Below are 16,986 nucleotides of genomic sequence, written 5' to 3' on the forward strand. Positions count from 1 at the left end.
CGTTCCAGATACGCAGAATGCCCGCAATGCTCAAGCTTCGTTGACCAAAGCCAGCCTATGATCGGCAATCGTGATGGGGCTATCTGCATGCAGGCAAAGCCAAAGCTCGAAGTCTTTCGGCGGCATCGGTCTTGCGAAACCGTAGCCTTGGCCAACCGCGCAGCCACGGTCAAGCAGGTGCTGTGCCTGTCCGGTCTCTTCGATCCCTTCGGCGATGACATGCAGGCCCAGTTCCGCCGTCAATGCCAGAATCGCGCGCACGACGCTGTCGGCCCCTTGGTCCGGCAACGGGGCGATCAGCGATTTGTCCAGCTTGATCCCAGAAAGCGGCAATTGCGTCAGACGGCAAAGTGACGCGTAGCCTGTACCGAAATCGTCCAGTTCCAGCGCGATCCCGCATTCGGAAAGGCTATCGATATTGATGGCGGCCATGTCGCCTGCACCGTCGATCAACGTGTTTTCCAGCACCTCGACGATCACCTGATCGGGGCGCAGACCGGAATTGCGCAACCCCAGCAAGAAGCGTTCGATCAGGAAGGGGTCGGCGATCGTTTCAGGGGCCGCGTTCAGCGACAGGACCGGATGCCAGATGCCCTCTGTCTGCCATTTCATGGCCTGCGCCATCGCCGCCTGCCAGATCGCATGATCCATCTCGATGGTCATACCCGCCCTTTCTACCGCCGACAGAAACCTGTCTGGCGTCAACAATCCACGCGTCGGATGCCGCCACCTTGCCAGCACCTCGACCCCGTGCAGCGCCCCGTCGATCAGGCGGATCTGCGGTTGAAACCAGGGTTCCAGTTCGCCATTTCGAATGGCATCGGGCACTTCCATCTGCAGCCGCTGGAGCTGGCCTGCCGTTGCGCGCAGTGCGGGTGTGAATTGTCGGGCGCGGTTCCCGCCTTCGTTTTTGGCGACCTGAAGCGCCATTGCCGCATCGGCAAGCACATCCAAGGGATCGGCCCGGTCTTTTTCCATCACCAGAAATCCGATACTGGCCCGGATTTTCAGGCGTCTGCCGCACACCTCGAACGGATCGGCAAGAGCGGCCATCACGCGACGCAGCATCGGCGCGGGCGGTTCGTTGGTCATCATAGCGAATTCATCGCCGCCGATCCGGGCGACGATCTGGTCATCATCCACGCAGCCGCGCAGTGCCTTGCCGACCGCGATCAGCAAGGCATCGCCGCTTTCGTGTCCGGCAGAGTCGTTGATCGACTTGAACCCGTCCAACCCGATGAACAGGAATGTCTGATCCGCCGCCGTTCCGTGTGCGAAACTTTCTGCCATGAATGCGATCAGGCGGCCGCGGTTGGGCAATCCGGTCAGAACATCGTGGTTTGTCAGATGCAACAATTGCACATTCGCCTGTTCAAGTTCGCGTTTTGAATCCAGCAGGCATGCGGTCTGGTCCTGCAACATGCGGATATGGGCCTGCACGGCCAGATGCGCGGGATAGAAAATGAATGTCGCTTCTGCCAGCAAGACCAGCATCGCTGCGCCAAGGATCAGCCATTGCATCTGGCGCAGATGGGTCATTTCCTCGGCTGTGGCGGCGACGGCACTGCGCGCGAAAATCTGCTGGTTGACGATCGACATGATCACGAGCAGGCCCAGAATGATTATCAGCGCCAGAACATAGTGCAGCCAAAGCCGGTCGGGGCTGACGCGCGTCAGGCGTGCCTTAAGGTGGTTCGAAACGTGCTGAAACATGATCATCCGACGAATCCCGCGGGTTTGGTCGGGTCAATCTGATCGAATTTGATTAAGCTAGCGTTTAGCGGAAATGCGATCGGGTGATCACAGCGCCTTCATCAGATCGTGGCAGCGGTTGGTATAGTCGTCGCGCACTTCCATTGGCGGTCGCAGGCGGATTGCAAAGGCTGTCAGCAAACCCGCATCCTGTTTGCCAAAGAATCTGTCCGCCTCGGCGCGGGAAAAACCGGCGATCTGCACCGCCTCCAGCCATGCGGACAGTTTGTCGGCCTTCTTGATCTGGCGCTTTATCTGGACCGGTAGTTGCGCGGGCAGCCCGAACCGCAGGTGGATCGCGGCCGTCAGGCGTTCGTCCAATGCGCCGTAGCCGGGGCCAACGGCTGCCTTGACCGGGCTGATCATGTCGCCGATCACATATTCGGGCGCGTCATGCAGCAGGGCGGCCAGATGCCAGCGCGGATCGGCTTTGGGGTTCTGCTGGATGAAGATATCGGTCACCAGCAGCGAATGTTCGGCCACAGTATAGGCGAAATCACCCTTCGTCTGCCCGTTCCAGCGCGCGACAAACGCAAGCCCATGGGCGATATCGCCGATTTCGATATCCATCGGCGTGGGGTCCAGCAGGTCAAGCCTGCGCCCCGACAACATCCGTTGCCATGCTCTTGGTTGCTTCATCGCCGTTGCGCCTTAATTGAATATTGAGCGTTCTGCATAATACGCGACTTCGGATTGTGGCAACCCGGTCGCGATGCTATGGGACCGCCAACCATTTTATATGAGAGAGATCGCATGTCGCTGGATTACATCGTCAAGGATATCGCGCTGGCCGCCTATGGCCGCAAGGAACTGGATATCGCCGAAACCGAAATGCCGGGCCTGATGGCACTGCGCGAAGAATATGGCGCGGCGAAACCGCTGTCCGGTGCACGCATCGTCGGATCGCTCCACATGACGATCCAGACCGCCGTGCTGATCGAAACTCTGACCGCCCTTGGCGCCGATGTGCGCTGGGCGTCGTGCAACATCTTTTCCACGCAGGACCATGCCGCTGCTGCGATTGCCGCCGGTGGCACGCCCGTGTTTGCGATCAAGGGCCAGACGCTGGAAGAGCATTGGGACTATCTCGATAAATCCTTCCAGTTCCCCGAAGGCGCGAACATGATCCTTGATGATGGCGGCGATGCGACGCTTTACGTCCTGCTTGGCGCGCGCGCCGAAGCGGGCGAGGAAATCATCCCCGTTCCCCAGTCCGAGGAAGAAGAGGTCATCAAGGCCCAGATCAAGAAGCGTATGGCGCAAAGCCCCGGCTGGTTCACCAAAACCCGCGACGCGATCAAGGGCGTGTCCGAGGAAACAACGACCGGCGTGCATCGCCTGTATGATTTGCACAAGAAAGGGCAGCTGCCCTTCCCTGCGATCAACGTGAACGACAGCGTGACCAAGTCGAAGTTCGACAACAAATACGGCTGCAAGGAATCGCTGGTCGACGGTATCCGCCGCGCCACCGACACGATGATGGCTGGCAAGGTTGCTGTCGTTTGCGGCTACGGCGATGTGGGCAAAGGCTCTGCCGCATCGCTGCAAGGGGCCGGTGCCCGCGTCAAGGTGACCGAGGTCGATCCGATCTGCGCGCTGCAAGCCGCGATGGACGGGTTCGAGGTCGTGCTGCTGGAGGATGTGGTCGACAGCGCCGACATCTTTATCACCACCACCGGCAACCGTGACGTGATCCGGATCGAGCATATGCGCGAGATGAAGGATATGGCGATTGTGGGTAATATCGGCCATTTCGACAACGAAATTCAGGTCGCCGCGTTGAAAAACCACAAGTGGACGAACATCAAAGAACAGGTCGACATGATCGAGATGCCGTCCGGCAACCGCTTGATCCTGTTGTCCGAAGGGCGTCTGCTGAACCTTGGCAACGCGACCGGCCATCCGTCGTTTGTGATGTCGGCGTCGTTCACCAATCAGGTGCTGGCGCAGATCGAACTGTGGACCAAGGGCGAAGACTACCAGCCCGGCGTCTATATCCTGCCCAAGGCGCTGGACGAAAAGGTCGCGCGCCTACACCTCAAGCGGATCGGCGTGAAGCTGACCGAACTGCGCAAGGATCAGGCGGATTACATCGGCGTCACCGTCGAAGGGCCGTTCAAGCCGGAACATTACCGCTACTGAGCGCGGTCACTAAAAAGCCGCCGCTCCATCCGGGGCGGCGGCTTTCTGCTGTCTGGGTCAAAGATACCAGCGGTCAGAATGTATAGCCGACCCGCAGACGCAGTGTCGTGACCTCGACGTTCAGCGCGTCATCATCGAATTCGTGGTAAAGAACTTCGGCACCGGCCAGCAGATTGTCACCAAATTTCATATCATAGCCTGCCCCGATCAGATAGCCGACACCGTCCTCGACCGCGAAATTGCTGACAGGGCCCAGCCCGTCGGGCAGGACGGAATTGGTCGAGGCCCCGACGACACCCGCGACGCCGTAAACCAGACCGTTGCCGACAGGCGCACCGATCCGCGCCTTGAGCCGTGCTGTCGATTCCACCAGCACCAAGTCAGAGACATTGTAGTTCGTCGCGTCAAAATCGAATTCCGCACCATAGACGATGCCGCCGACCTGATAGTTGTAGCCCGCAAACAGACCCGTCGAACTGCCATCGCCGGGCAGCTTGAGGTCATCCAATGGTTTGACTGTGGCCTCGATATCCGACCCACCAAAGCTGATCCCGCCATAAGCGCCGGTCCAATCCTGCGCCATGCTGGCAGCGGGGGTCAGGGCGATCGCAGCGACGGCCAGTATTTTATTCACTGTCATGTTCAATCCTCGTGTTGCACCTGGCGCGACCTGCGCCAACGAGGCAGACACGCGGGCACAACCGGCCGAGTTTCGCACGCTCGCGTTTTCGTGATGGCCGCCTTGCGGGCCGTTTGGGGGTCATCGGTCGCGCTGGACGGGGGGATCGCGGAATGTTTCTCTTCCAGCGCCTTTTTTCTTTACCGATTGCGTCAAGCCACCTTAACGTGCCTCCAGCGTGGCGTGGGGCCAACGCATTTTAACAAGTGAACACACACGGGGGACAATCTCATGGGTAAAAGAGACGATCTGATTGCGAAATACGCGGACGACCTCAAGAACAAATGCGGCATGACGCCTGACATGGCCTTGCTGACCAAGGTGACCATCGGCTGCGGTCCTGCGATCTATAATGCGGATGCATCCACTGTTGCCGCGTCGCAACCCGCAGAGATTGAAACCGTGAAAAACAATTTCCTGATCAAGAAGCTGGGTCTGAAGGACAGCCCCGAGCTTGACACCGCGATCAGTGCCGTCCTGACCACCTATGGCCAGTCGGAACGCAACAAGTATCGCGCTGTGGTCTATTATATGCTGACCAAGCATTTCGGCAAAGAAGCCGTCTACGCTTAAAATTCGAGTTAAAATGTTAGCGCATTGCTTTTGGTAATGCCGCCGGATCGTGTTACCTTCAGGTCAGGCTAGTATGGCCGGACCTGAAATTCGATTGCGTGTGGTGGCCAGGGAGCACGCGGGGTGAAAGAGGGTTCGGCGTGTGCCGGACCCTCTTTTTCATGGCTCAGGGTTGGGTTTCGCCCATCTCGCAGATGATTTGCCACTGCTCTGGGGTCACGGGCTGCACCGACAGGCGCGAATTGTTTACCAGCACCATGTCCGACAGTCGCGGGTTTTGCTTGATCTGGTCCAGCGTGACAGGCTTGGTGAACGGCCGCACCGCCCGGATATCGACGCAATCCCACCGCACATCATCGCTCGTGCTGTCGGGGTGGCTTTCGGCGCAGACCTCGACGATGCCGACTATCTCCAATCCGCTGCGTGAATGGTAAAAAAACCCCAGATCCCCGATTTTCATCGCACGCATATTGTTGCGCGCCTGATAGTTGCGCACGCCGCCCCATTCCTCGCCCGCGGCCCCTTTGGCTGTCTGATGGTCCCAGCCCCAGACATCGGGTTCGGATTTGAACAGCCAATAGGCCATCATCCGATGACCTTTTTCCATGCGCTCAGCGTGACATCCCCGAACAGGCCCGCCTTGGCATAGGGGTCATTGGCGGCCCAATCCTGCGCTGCGGCAAGGTCGGGCAATTCCAGAACGATCAGTGACCCGCACATCTGCCCGTCCGCATCCAGAAGTGGCCCCGCCATCTCGACAACGCCGGTTTCGGCGACATAGGCCAGATGCGCCTCGCGGTTGTCCATCCGGGTTTGCAGGGCACCGGGTTTGTCTTTGGCAAGCAGGGCGAAACGCATCTATTCTTCTTTCAAGGGGCGCGACAGCAGGGCGTGCAGCGCGGTTTTCACATCGGTCCGACCTGTCGTCAGGTCAGCGACAACCGTGCATATCGGCAGGTCGATGTCCAGATCAAGCGCCAGCTGGCGCAGCGCGCGGGCGGTGGCGGCACCTTCGACGGTGGTGCCGGCGTCGAAATCCCGCCCAGCCCCCAGCGCCATCCCGTAGCGGTAATTGCGCGACTGGTCGGACGTGCAGGTCAGCACCAGATCACCAAGGCCGGATAGTCCGGCAAGCGTGTCACTTTGTCCGCCAAGCTGGATGACCAGCCGCTGCATTTCCGCAAACCCGCGCGTGATGAGGGCGGCACGCGCGCTGTCGCCCAACCCTGCGCCAATCGTGACGCCTGCCGCAATGGCCATCACGTTCTTCAACGCGCCACCCAACTCCGCGCCGGTCACGTCGGTCGTGCGGTACAGCCGCAGGGTCGGGGTGGATAGCAGATGCTGCAGTGCGGCACCCGTGACGTCATCCGCACAGGCGATCGTCAGCGCCGTAGGCAAGCCGCGCGCGATATCGGCGGCAAAGCTGGGTCCGGTCAGGATCGCGGCCTGCGCATCAGGCACCAGATCGCGGATCGTGCTGGCGGGTCCGGTCATGCGGCCAAGGTCGATGCCCTTGCAGCAGGCGACCAGTGCTTTGCCTGACAGCTGCGCGCCATGCGCTTGCAAAAACGGGGTCAGCGCTTGCGCAGGGATCGCCAAAAGCAGGGTGTCACAGGCAAAAAGAGGCTCTAACGCTGCGGAAATCGTGATATTGTCCGGCAGCGTGACGCCCGGCAACCGCGCATTTTCGCGGCCACTTTGCATGAGCGTCACCGCCGCCGCGTCCCGTGCCCAAAGCTGCACATCGCGCCCGTCGCGTGCCAGCGCCACGCCCAACGCCGTGCCAAAGGCCCCACCGCCTGCAATCCCGATGGTCATGCCTTGGCCCCTTTCTTGCCGGACCCCAGCATCGGGGCGGCTGTTTTGTCCAAAGGCCAGCGCGGGCGGGCCGACAGGGTCAGATCATCGCGCTGCCCGAGGGCCAGCAGTTCTGCCCCCGCATAGGCGATCATGGCGGCATTGTCGGTGCACAGCGCCAAGGGCGGTGCGACGAAATCAGTGTCTAATCCAGCGCAAAGCTGCATCAACCGGCCTCTGATCGTCTGGTTTGCAGCGACCCCGCCCGCGATGGCAAAGCAAGGGTGCGCAGGGTTCATCGCCAGATAGACCGCCAGCGCACGGCGCGTTTTTTCGACCAGCACATCGGCGATGGCCGCTTGGAAAGACGCGCTCAGATCCGCCTGATCCTGTCGCGTCAGCCCGCCCTTGGCGGCGACCACCCCGTCGCGCGCGCGCAGCATCGCGGTTTTGAGGCCGGAAAACGACATGTCGCAACCCGGCTGGTTCAGCAAGGGGCGCGGCAGGTCGAACGCGCGCGGATCTCCATCCGCTCCGGCGGTTTCAACCGCAGGTCCTCCGGGCTGTGACAGGCCAAGGATACGCGCGGTCTTATCGAAGGCTTCGCCCGGCGCGTCGTCGATGGTGCCGCCCAGACGGTGGTAGTCATCCGGTCCCGCGACGATCAGGAACTGGCAATGCCCGCCCGACACCAGCAGCATCAGATAGGGATAGGCGACGCGGTCCGTCAGGCGCGGCGTCAGGGCATGCCCAGCCAGATGGTTCACGCCGATCAGTGGCAGGCCAGTTGCCGCCGCCAGCCCTTTGGCGCACATGACGCCGGACAGCACCCCGCCGATCAGGCCGGGGCCAGCCGTGACGGCGATGGCGTCCAGATCGGCAAGGCGCAGGCCCGCGACGGCCAAAGCCTCCTCGACGCAATGATCCAGCTTTTCGGCATGGGCGCGGGCCGCGACCTCGGGGACGACACCGCCGAAATCGGCGTGCAGCGCGGTCTGGCCGTAAACCACGGAGGACAGCACGTCATGCCCGCGCACCACGGCGGCGGCTGTATCGTCGCAGCTGCTTTCGATGCCAAGAACGGTCAGCGCGCGTGCCATGCATTGATCCTGTTGCGTGTTTGCCCGACGCAGGTAACACTGCACCCGACTGCAAACAATGGGATCCCGATGACACCTGTGCTGATCCTGACCCGTCCGGCCCCGCAGGCCGAGGCGTTCGCTGCCGAGATCGCGGCGCGATGGGCGGGGGCGCTGCGGATCATCTTGTCACCGCTCTTGCAGATTGTGCCCGTGCCCGTCACTGCCGATCTGACACAGGTCAAGGGTGTTATCTTTACCTCTGCCCATGGTGTCGCAGCTTCGCGCATGGCGGATTTGCCGCGCGGTCTGCCGGCATGGTGCGTGGGTGAAAAGACCGCGCAACTCGCCGCCGAGGCTGGTTTTGACGCCATCGCAGGGCCGGGCGACGCCGCGCGCCTTGCGGACAAGATCATCGGACGCCGCCCGCAGGGTCCGCTTGTACATCTGCATGGCGTGCATACGCGCGGTGGCATTTGTGAACGGCTGACAGGTGCGGGGATCGCTTGCAGCGACGTGATCGCATATGACCAGATCGCCCAATCGCTGACCGATGATGCCTTTGATGCGTTGCAGGGGGATACTCCGGTGATCCTACCCTTGTTTTCCCCGCGCACGGCCACAATTCTGGAAGGGCAAAGTCCGTTTTCGGCACCGGTGCATCTGATCGTGATCAGCACGGCCGTGCAAAGTGCCGCAGCCGCGATCGGTGTCCGCAGTCTGAGCGTTGCAGCCACGCCCGATGCCGATGCGATGATCGCGGCGACGCTCAAGCGGCTCAGCGTGGTGGCTGAACCGGCGTCTTAGGGGCCCTTGCTTGAGGAAGGGTGATAGGTCAGCTAGTCTGCCTGCAACCGCCACGCGTGTGTCAGGGAATGGAAAAGGGCATTTAATGGTCAAACAACCTGCCAAAAGGCCCAGAGCCACCGCCAAAGCGACAAATCCAGCGGCAGGCAAGCCATCGGCAAACGAATCGCAGCCTGCCGCAGCACCAGTGGCCGACCTGATCCCCCCGGAAGTGCATGTGCCAGACGCGCCAACAGCCGCGCCCGAAACGCCGCAAGCAACAGTGCAGACACCCCCACCGGACGTGCCGCCTGCGCCGGAGCCTGCCGCCACCGTGCGATCAGGGAGCGGATTTGCGCCGATGCTTGTGGGCGGGCTGGTCGCAGGTGCTATCGGGTTTGCCGTGGCGACGTTGACAACCCCGTCAGGACAGATGGATGTTCAGGATATGCTGGCTGCGCAAGATGCCAGCATCGCCGCGATCCAGCAACAGGTGAACGGCCAGCAAAGCGTTGATCTGGCGCCTCTCGAATCCGGTCTGGCCGATCTCGCCTTGCAGGTCACGGGCCTGCAGGATGATCTTGCCGCAACGACCGAAGCACTCGAAGGGCGCATTGCAGCACTTGAGAACAGGCCGGTCGGCAGTACCACGGGCGAAGCCTCCGCCGGTGCCACGGCGGAATTCGAGGCTGATGTCGCAGCGCTGCGTGCAGAGCTGACCGAACTGACCAATATGGCAAGGACAGAGCTGGACACAGCCCGCGCCGAAGCCGCCGCAATCGAGGAAAACGCCGCCGCTGCTGCCCGTGCGGCTGCCGGACGTGCCGCCCTTGCGCGGCTGCAAACAGGTATCGAAAGCGGCGCACCTTTGGGCGCTGCACTTGCCGATCTGGAAGATGTGCTGGGCGCACCTGCGCCTGATGCTTTGCTGGCCGTGCAGGACGGTGTGCCGACCCTTGCCGCCTTGCAGGACAGCTTTCCGGCCTATGCCCGCGCTGCCCTGACGACCGCGCGCGCCGAAGGTGTCGCAGGCGAGGATGCGTCCGGTGTCGGCGCATTCCTGCGCAACCAGTTTCAGGTCCGGTCGGTCAATCCGCGCGAGGGCGACGATGTCGATGCGATGCTGTCGCGCGCGCAGGCCGCTTTGCGGGGCGGCCTGCTGGCCGAAACACTGGCCGAAATCGCGCAACTGCCCGAAGTGGCGCGCGCGGAATTGTCCGACTGGCTTGCCCTTGCCGAGGCGCGCGCCGATGCTGTTGCGGCGATCGACACGCTCTCCGCATCCCTCAGTGAGAATTGAAAGCGACATATATGCTCTGGTCATTGATAAAAATCACCGCTTTCATCCTGACGGTCACCGCGCTGACCTATGGTGCCACGATGCTTTACGATGTCGACGGCGGCGCGACGATTGCCGTTGCGGGGATCGAATTCACGCTCAGCACGCTGGACATGGTGTTCTTGCTGGTCGGGCTTGTCGTACTGGTCTGGCTGGGCCTGCGGTTGCTGGCGTTTCTGGCGGCCAGCTATCATTTCCTGAATGGCGACGAGACCGCGATTTCACGCTATTTCGACCGCAACCGCGAACGCAAAGGATACGAGGCGCTGGCCGAAGGCATGATGGCGCTTGCCTCGGGAGAGGGGCATCTGGCGATGACCAAGGCGGCGCGCGCGGAAAAATATCTGCACCAGCCGCAACTGACGAACCTTTTGACCGCACAGGCCGCCGAAATGACGGGCGACCGGCGCAAGGCGGAAGAAACCTACAAGAAACTGTTGGCCGATGACCGCACCCGTTTCGTCGGTGTGCGTGGCATCATGAAGCAGAAACTGGCCGAGGGCGACACCGACCTTGCCCTCAAGCTTGCGCAAAAGGCCTTTACGCTGAAACCCAAACACGCGGAAACGCAGGACATTCTGCTGCGGCTGCAGGCCGACAAGGCCGACTGGAAAGGCGCACGGCAGACGCTTGGCGCCAAGCTCAAGTCCGGCACCCTGCCGCGCGACGTGCATAAACGGCGCGACGCCGTGCTGGCCCTGTCCGAGGCGCGTGACATTCTGCACGACGGCAACTCCATCGAAGCCCGCGAGGCCGCGATCGAGGCGAACCGCCTGTCGCCCGACCTGATCCCTGCCGCTGTCATGGCCGCACGCGGCTATATCGCGCAAGGCAACGCCCGTTATGCGTCGCGTGTGCTGGTCAAGACATGGACCGCGCAGCCGCATCCCGACCTTGCGACCGCCTTTGCCGAAATCGTGCCGGACGAGACGCCAGCGGCGCGGCTCAAACGGTTCGCCGCGCTTACGAATGCTGCGCCCGACCACCCCGAAACCAAGATGCTGATGGCCGAGCTGCACATTGCCGCCGAGGATTTTCCGGCTGCGCGCCGCGATATCGCTGATCTGGTCGAATCTGATCCGACCGCCCGCAGCCTTGCGCTGATGGCTGCGATCGAACGCGGTGTCGGCGCGGACGATTTCGTCGTGCGCGGCTGGCTGACCCGTGCCTTGACCGCGCCGCGCGGCCCGCAATGGATTTGCGACAACTGTCAGCACATCCATCCGCAATGGGGGCCTGTCTGCGGCAATTGCAGCGCCTTCGACACCTTGTCGTGGAAACGTCCACCCCCTGGCGAAGTCTCGATGCCCGCGGGAACCGAGATGCTGCCGCTGATCGTCGGGACACAGCCCGAACTGGAAGAGGTCTTGCCCGACGACGCCGAGACAGTGCCGGACGACGGCGCAAAATAGCGCTTTTCGACGCCGGATCGGGATGCTATGTCCCGCCGCGGTAGGCCGCTGTAGCTCAGCTGGTAGAGCACGTCATTCGTAATGATGGGGTCGGGGGTTCGAGTCCCTTCAGCGGCACCACTTTCCTGTCCAAAACTATCCGATGCTGTCCGGTCCTGCTTTGGATGCACAGTATCACATTTTTGCGTTGTCGCATGCGCAGACGGCTTCTGGTGCTACCGCAGGCTCTGCAGCCATTTCGCGCAGGTGTATTCCCAGAAGCACAAGGGCAGGCCAGAGCAGATAGACCTGAATCTCGATATTCTCGCCGAAACTCAGCAACAGCATCGTCAGGATGATCCCTAGCGGTAACCGCCCGCGCGGATGCAAGACTGTATCGACAGCGACACGAATGGCATGGACGGCAAAAGGCACAAGATAGGCGAGGAAGCCGACCATCCCCTTGACAAACAACAGCCCCCACCACGTGTGATGGCTGCCGATGGGCATAAACTCCACCAGATGCGGGCCGGGCTGGACCGTGCCGTGCCCCCACCAATAGGCGTCCTCTTCCCAGCGTTCGGCAGCGATCCTTTGCAGGGTTTCGCGCACCCGCGTGCTGTCGGCGCGTGCCGCACGGAAACCGGCAATGCCACCTGCGATCCCGTCCATCAGGGCGGTCCCGAACACGGCCAAAGATGCGACCAGACCGGCCGCGACTTTCCACGCCCAGCCTTGCAGCATCAATGAAAGCAGGCGAGGCCCCAATGTGCAGGCGACCAGCCCGACCAGACCCATGCGCGATTTCGTCAGCACGATCATGGCAACGCCCGCCGTGACGGCGACGGCCTTCCAGCCGCGGTGATCCTCTTCAAGGCCGAAAAGCACCATGATCACGCCCAGCAGCGCCGCAAAGGGCGACCACGGGGCAAAGAACTGCCAGCGCGGCGTCCAGCTCGACGGGTCGTAGGTGAAGATATAGACCCCGAAATAGGCGGGGCCCGGCCCGCCAACCACGCGCAAAGGCGACACGAACAATTGTTGTGGCAGCCCTGCAAGATATCCAAGGATCAGCAGCGGTGTGATGATCAGCGTCCAGAGCGCAAGGATGGATTGCGCACGCACCAGCATCCTGCGCCGGATCGGCAGGACTGCGCCTGCCAGCAGGAACAACACGATCAGCGCCCAGCCCTTGGCCCAGCCGATGCTGGATTTGATGATCGCCCCTGTCGAAAAGCCCCATTGCAGATGCCCGACCCAAAGAGCCACCAGCATTACGCCCATGCCCGCTGCCCACAGCCAGACCAGCCCCGGTACCGCCCCTGTCGCCCGCAGGTCTGCCCGGATCGCGGGGCCAAGGTAGAGCGAAAGCAGCGCAAGCCCGCCCAAGAGCCAGCCCAGCACCGGACCCACCACGTAAAGCGCGCCGATGGCATAGAAAGGCCATGTCCAGACCAGCGGATACCAGACCAAAGCCTCGGCCGCGTTGATGGGCCGGATCGCGGGGCTGGCCACGGCCGTCATCGGCAGGGTCGCGGTCATCGCGCCTGATCCGGCTTGGCCAGCAGCTTGTCGATCAGCGGGCGGCGCATCCAGCCCATCATCAGCCCGATCATCAGAAAGAGCGTCGCAGCCCCCCCCGCCCCGATCGCCACCTTGCGCCGCGGCGAGGACGGATCGACAGGCAGCGACGGGTCTTCCAGCACCTGCACCAACGGGTAGGACACATAGATATCCGTCCGTGTTGTGTCCGACCGCGCCATGGCGGATGCAAAGACAGCCTCGGCCACGGCGTAATCGCGTTGCAAGGCTTCCAGCTCGGCGGCGGCGTCAATCAGACCGGCGACACGCGCCTGCGCCTGCGTCACGCGGGCCGCCATTTCTGCCACCTCGACGGCAAGGGATGCACGGTCAGTGTCGGTTTCCACCAGCCGTGCCAGCAAACCCGCCCTTGCGCCGACCGATGACAGGTCAAGCTGGGTGATCTGGTCCGCCGTCAGCCCCGTCAGCGCCGCCGCACGGCTGCGGGCATGGTGCAAGGTGGCGTCCAGCGCAGCACGCGCTTCGGTCACGCGCGGGTGGTTGGGGCCGAACTGGCCGGCCATCCGCGCCTCTTCCGCCGCTTGGCCGGACATTTCGGCCACGATGGCCGCGAATTCGCTGTCGGCATGCAGGCGCAAGGCCGCTGCCGCCAGCAAAGGCGTGGTGTCCAGCGCGCGTTCCAGTGCCGCGACCGCTTCGCTGCGTTCGCTCAGCCGTGTCCGCGCGAGGCCCAGCTCTTGCGCCAAGGCTTCGGTGCTGGCGACCAGCGTGTCATATTGGTTGATCGACATCAGACCGCTGCGGCGTTGCAGTTCGGATATCCGTGCGCGCGTCTGGCCCACCGTATCGCGGTAATCGTCGATGGCGACTTGCCCTGTGATATTGCGCATGTCGATTTCATCATGGCGCAGGGCATCCACCTCGGCGCTGAAGGCGGCAAGCAACGCGCGCGCGCGCGCGCGCGCATCTTCGGGGGAATTGCCCACCATCTCGATCCGGATCAGGCCGGTCTGGTCCACCAGCCGGATGCGTGGCTGGCCGAAATCGCGCGCCTCCATCGCGACCGAGGCGGCGGCTGTATCAAGGATGCGACCTGCCCCCAGCAGACGTTGATAGGTCACTGTCGGGCTGATCGACGTATTGGCGAAAGGCGAGGCCGAGGACGAACTTGCCTGTCCGATCCGGTCCAGATTGAGGCTGGCCCCCGCACCCGCACCCGGCAGGATCAGCGATGCCTCCGAGGTATAGCGCAGCGGCGATTTCGCCAGATAGCCGGTGATTGGCACCCAGATTGCGCCAACGCCCAACAGCAGCATGGCCAGATAGCGCGGCATGCGGCCAAGGTCGTTGATCGCCCCGCCCCGAAATATCCGCGCAAAGCTGATCCTGCGGCGTGGCATGGCTGGCGGTGTGAAGTCGGCGGTCAAGGTCATCGGTTTGGTCTTTCTGGGACGTTCACCGCTGATTAACCTTTTTACAAAGCCACGATGAGCCGCGCTATCGCATAGGCCTTTGCGCCGACGGATGCGCGGCTACCCATCGGGATAGCCGCCGCGCGCTGTTAAGCCGCGCGCTGTTTGCTGCGTGTGGCCGTCATTGCCGCGATCACGCGCACCCATGCCCGAACGCTGGCATCTGGGGTTTGCGTGGCGCAGAGCCGCGCTTGCGCGACACCCGACAGCAGCCCCGCACCCAGCCCGTCCAGTGCAGCTGTCCACGCTGCTACCGTGTTGTCCACGCGCGTTGCGCCATCGCGCAGGTGATCGGCCAACCCGTCAACACCCGACACCAGCAGCCCGCGCCCTGCGGCCCGCGCTTCCAATGCGACAAGCCCGTAGGCCTCCCAGCGGGACGGCATGGCGACCACGTCGATCGTGCCCATCGCCGCCACCGGATCATCGGTGTGATCATGGAACGTGATCAGCGCATCATCGCCCGCCAACAGGCGCAGCGCTGCCCCTTCGGCACCGGTGCCATAAATGCGCAGTTGCAGATCGGGGCGGGTGCTGGCGCGGAAGGCCGCGATCAGCAGATCAAAGCCTTTTTGGGCATCGAGCCTGCCAATCGCGCCGATCACCTTTGGAACATGGCTGATCGCGGGCAATCGCAGGAACGGCATCACATCAACGGCAGACCTCAGCAGTTCCAGCCGCGCGCGATCGACAAGGCCCCGTTCGGCCAGCCAGTCGCGCTGCGCAGCGCTGACCGCCGCGATCCGGTCGAACAACGCGTAAGCGGTCCGCAACAGTGTGAAAAACCGCAGCTTTGAAGGCACTTTATGCGCGACAAAGCTGGCGGTGTAGCTGTGTTCGACATGCAGCAGCGGCGTTTGCGCGTTCAGGGCGCGCAACTGCATCAGGAACGGCAGGCCCCGCCAGCTGATCGCCAGATGCGACACGATCAGGTCCGCCTGCAGCGCAGGGGCCGACAGGCTGCCGCGCCGCACCTGCCGGATCTCGTGGCGCATGCCGCATTGCAGATCAGGATGCGCGCGGATGTGCTCAAGCACGCGCATCACCCCACCGGGGGTGGCATCGTCGATCAGGTGCAGAATGATAAGGTCGGCCATGTTTTTCCCCTTCGGATCAGGCTTTGCGCAACAAGAGCGATTGGGCGCGGTTCACCAGCGCGGGGCCGCACACCCGCAGCACGGCCGCTGCGCCAAGCGTTACGACTGTCTTGGCGGGTTCTTCCAGCAAGGGACGCCACGACGCTTGCAGCGACCGGCGCGCCAACTGCCACGCGGCACGGCCATCTCGTGCGCTGATCGCGCGGCGGCTGAGGTACCGCAGCTGATACGCGCGCGCCGCTGGTGCGTGGGCGGCAAAGAAATCAGGATACAGCGGTGCCAGCTTCGCCACCATCCGTTCCCATGTGGCGAACTGTGCATCGGTATTGGCCGACAATCCTGCCGCGTTCACCCGGTAAAGCGTCAGCGCACCGGCCACGCCTTCGATCATCCAGTCGGTGCCCAGCGCCAGCCGCAGCCAGCATTCGACATCCTCGGACTGGCGGAACGTCTCGTCAAACCACCAGTCGCGCGTCTTTTCCTGCGCGGGTCGCCATGCGATGGACTCGAGTGCTGCACGCCGCATCACGGCCGCCGATCCGTTGCCGACAGGGTTGCGCTTGAACACGTGCTGCGCGCTGATCCCGCCCAGGCGCGGGCGCTGATACATCCCCAACGGGTCCGAGTTGGCGTCGATCAGCGCGGACCCCGCATAGGACAGCCCGACCAGTGGATTGGCGTCCAGATGGGCGAGATGCGCCGCCAGTTTGTCGGGCATCCACAGATCGTCCGCATCGCAAAACCCGATATAAACCCCGCGCGCATGGGCGATCCCGCTGTTGCGCGCACCGGCCAGCCCGCGATTGATCTGGCGGACCAGCCGCAACCGGGGATCATCATGCGCGCGCGCGATCTTGGCCGTGTCATCCGTGGACCCGTCATCGACGACGACGATCTCGAAATCGGGAAAGGTCTGCGCGCTGAGCGAGGCAAGCGTCTCGGCAAGGGTGCGCGCAGAGTTATACGCGGGGACAACGATCGAAACCTTCGGCATGGGCATATCCTGACTGTAACTGTATCGCTGATATGGCAACCGGATGCTGCGGTCATGCGCACGGCGGGATAATGCAAAACCCTTTGGATGCAGGGTTTTATCCCGAAGGATAGGACCAAGACGACAGGAAGGTCACAAGAAAAAACCCCCCATGCCACGATGGCAAGGAGGGTCGGATACTCGTTAAGTCTGTGACCAAGACTTTTGGTCGGCTTGAACACATAACCCTGTTTTGGAGGGCTATCAGGACACGACATCATCCCTGTTCTTGCGACCCGTATCTACCTTTGGCGCCAAGCGTTGTCATTTGTACAATCGGATTAGGAATGTATCCATCGGG

The 16,986-nt window shown here is 62.6% G+C and carries 16 protein-coding genes and 1 tRNA gene; 6 read left to right on the forward strand and 11 right to left on the reverse strand.

Going from position 1 to position 16,986, the window contains the following annotated elements:
- Positions 1-30: 30 nt before the first annotated feature.
- Both VCK47_RS10660 and VCK47_RS10665 read right to left on the reverse strand, forming a co-directional pair.
- A complete protein-coding gene (locus VCK47_RS10660; protein ID WP_322891075.1) occupies positions 31-1,713 on the reverse strand; it encodes a putative bifunctional diguanylate cyclase/phosphodiesterase in 1,683 nt (560 codons plus the stop codon).
- Positions 1,714-1,800: 87 nt separating this feature from the next.
- On the reverse strand, positions 1,801-2,391 hold the full coding sequence (locus VCK47_RS10665) for an HD family hydrolase (protein WP_322891076.1): 591 nt from the start codon (positions 2,389-2,391) through the stop codon (positions 1,801-1,803).
- Positions 2,392-2,505: 114 nt separating this feature from the next.
- Between VCK47_RS10665 and ahcY the strand changes: the two genes are divergently transcribed.
- Positions 2,506-3,894: an adenosylhomocysteinase gene (ahcY, locus tag VCK47_RS10670; protein ID WP_322891077.1), complete on the forward strand. Its 1,389-nt coding sequence runs from the start codon at positions 2,506-2,508 to the stop codon at positions 3,892-3,894.
- A 73-nt stretch (positions 3,895-3,967) separates the two neighbouring features.
- Here ahcY and VCK47_RS10675 read toward each other — a convergent pair whose 3' ends face one another.
- Positions 3,968-4,534: an outer membrane protein gene (locus VCK47_RS10675; protein WP_322891078.1), complete on the reverse strand. Its 567-nt coding sequence runs from the start codon at positions 4,532-4,534 to the stop codon at positions 3,968-3,970.
- Between the two features lie 270 nt (positions 4,535-4,804).
- On the opposite strand from VCK47_RS10675, the gene VCK47_RS10680 reads away from it, so the two are divergent.
- Positions 4,805-5,146, forward strand: coding sequence for a DUF2853 family protein (locus VCK47_RS10680; RefSeq protein WP_322891079.1), 342 nt, complete (start codon positions 4,805-4,807; stop codon positions 5,144-5,146).
- Between the two features lie 166 nt (positions 5,147-5,312).
- Here the strand turns inward: VCK47_RS10680 and VCK47_RS10685 are convergent, their stop codons facing one another.
- The 4 genes from VCK47_RS10685 to tsaD are packed head-to-tail and all read right to left on the reverse strand — an operon-like array spanning position 5,313 to position 8,046.
- Entirely contained in the window at positions 5,313-5,732 is a 420-nt protein-coding gene (locus VCK47_RS10685; RefSeq protein WP_322891273.1) for an EVE domain-containing protein, read from the reverse strand.
- Positions 5,732-6,004: a YciI family protein gene (locus VCK47_RS10690; protein WP_322891080.1), complete on the reverse strand. Its 273-nt coding sequence runs from the start codon at positions 6,002-6,004 to the stop codon at positions 5,732-5,734. The genes VCK47_RS10685 and VCK47_RS10690 overlap by 1 nt, the downstream gene beginning before the upstream one ends.
- On the reverse strand, positions 6,005-6,967 hold the full coding sequence (locus VCK47_RS10695; protein WP_322891081.1) for an NAD(P)H-dependent glycerol-3-phosphate dehydrogenase: 963 nt from the start codon (positions 6,965-6,967) through the stop codon (positions 6,005-6,007). It abuts the gene before it with no gap.
- Entirely contained in the window at positions 6,964-8,046 is a 1,083-nt protein-coding gene (gene tsaD / locus VCK47_RS10700; RefSeq protein ID WP_322891082.1) for a tRNA (adenosine(37)-N6)-threonylcarbamoyltransferase complex transferase subunit TsaD, read from the reverse strand. Before tsaD ends, VCK47_RS10695 begins: the two co-directional genes overlap by 4 nt.
- A 69-nt stretch (positions 8,047-8,115) precedes the next feature.
- Here tsaD and VCK47_RS10705 point away from each other — a divergent pair, with 69 nt between their 5' ends.
- The 4 genes from VCK47_RS10705 (at position 8,116) to VCK47_RS10720 (ending at position 11,682) form a co-directional block, all read left to right on the forward strand.
- Positions 8,116-8,832, forward strand: coding sequence for a uroporphyrinogen-III synthase (locus tag VCK47_RS10705; protein WP_322891083.1), 717 nt, complete (start codon positions 8,116-8,118; stop codon positions 8,830-8,832).
- Between the two features lie 85 nt (positions 8,833-8,917).
- Positions 8,918-10,111, forward strand: a complete 1,194-nt coding sequence (locus tag VCK47_RS10710; RefSeq protein ID WP_322891084.1) for a hypothetical protein — start codon at positions 8,918-8,920, stop codon at positions 10,109-10,111.
- Positions 10,112-10,122: 11 nt separating this feature from the next.
- On the forward strand, positions 10,123-11,562 hold the full coding sequence (locus tag VCK47_RS10715; RefSeq protein WP_322891085.1) for a heme biosynthesis protein HemY: 1,440 nt from the start codon (positions 10,123-10,125) through the stop codon (positions 11,560-11,562).
- Between the two features lie 44 nt (positions 11,563-11,606).
- A tRNA-Thr gene (locus VCK47_RS10720) sits at positions 11,607-11,682 on the forward strand.
- A 54-nt stretch (positions 11,683-11,736) separates the two neighbouring features.
- Here VCK47_RS10720 and VCK47_RS10725 read toward each other — a convergent pair.
- The 4 genes from VCK47_RS10725 to VCK47_RS10740 form a co-directional block, all read right to left on the reverse strand.
- Entirely contained in the window at positions 11,737-13,083 is a 1,347-nt protein-coding gene (locus VCK47_RS10725; RefSeq protein WP_322891086.1) for an O-antigen ligase domain-containing protein, read from the reverse strand.
- Positions 13,080-14,516, reverse strand: a complete 1,437-nt coding sequence (locus tag VCK47_RS10730) for a hypothetical protein (RefSeq protein ID WP_322891087.1) — start codon at positions 14,514-14,516, stop codon at positions 13,080-13,082. The genes VCK47_RS10725 and VCK47_RS10730 overlap by 4 nt, the downstream gene beginning before the upstream one ends.
- 128 nt (positions 14,517-14,644) lie before the next feature.
- On the reverse strand, positions 14,645-15,652 hold the full coding sequence (locus VCK47_RS10735; RefSeq protein WP_322891088.1) for a glycosyltransferase family 4 protein: 1,008 nt from the start codon (positions 15,650-15,652) through the stop codon (positions 14,645-14,647).
- Positions 15,653-15,668: 16 nt separating this feature from the next.
- The gene (locus VCK47_RS10740; RefSeq protein WP_322891089.1) at positions 15,669-16,646 is read right to left on the reverse strand and encodes a glycosyltransferase family A protein; all 978 of its coding nucleotides are present in this window, start codon (positions 16,644-16,646) and stop codon (positions 15,669-15,671) included.
- Between the last annotated feature and the right edge of the window lie 340 nt (positions 16,647-16,986).

Source organism: Yoonia sp. 72 (assembly GCF_034652275.1).
Classification (GTDB): domain Bacteria; phylum Pseudomonadota; class Alphaproteobacteria; order Rhodobacterales; family Rhodobacteraceae; genus Yoonia.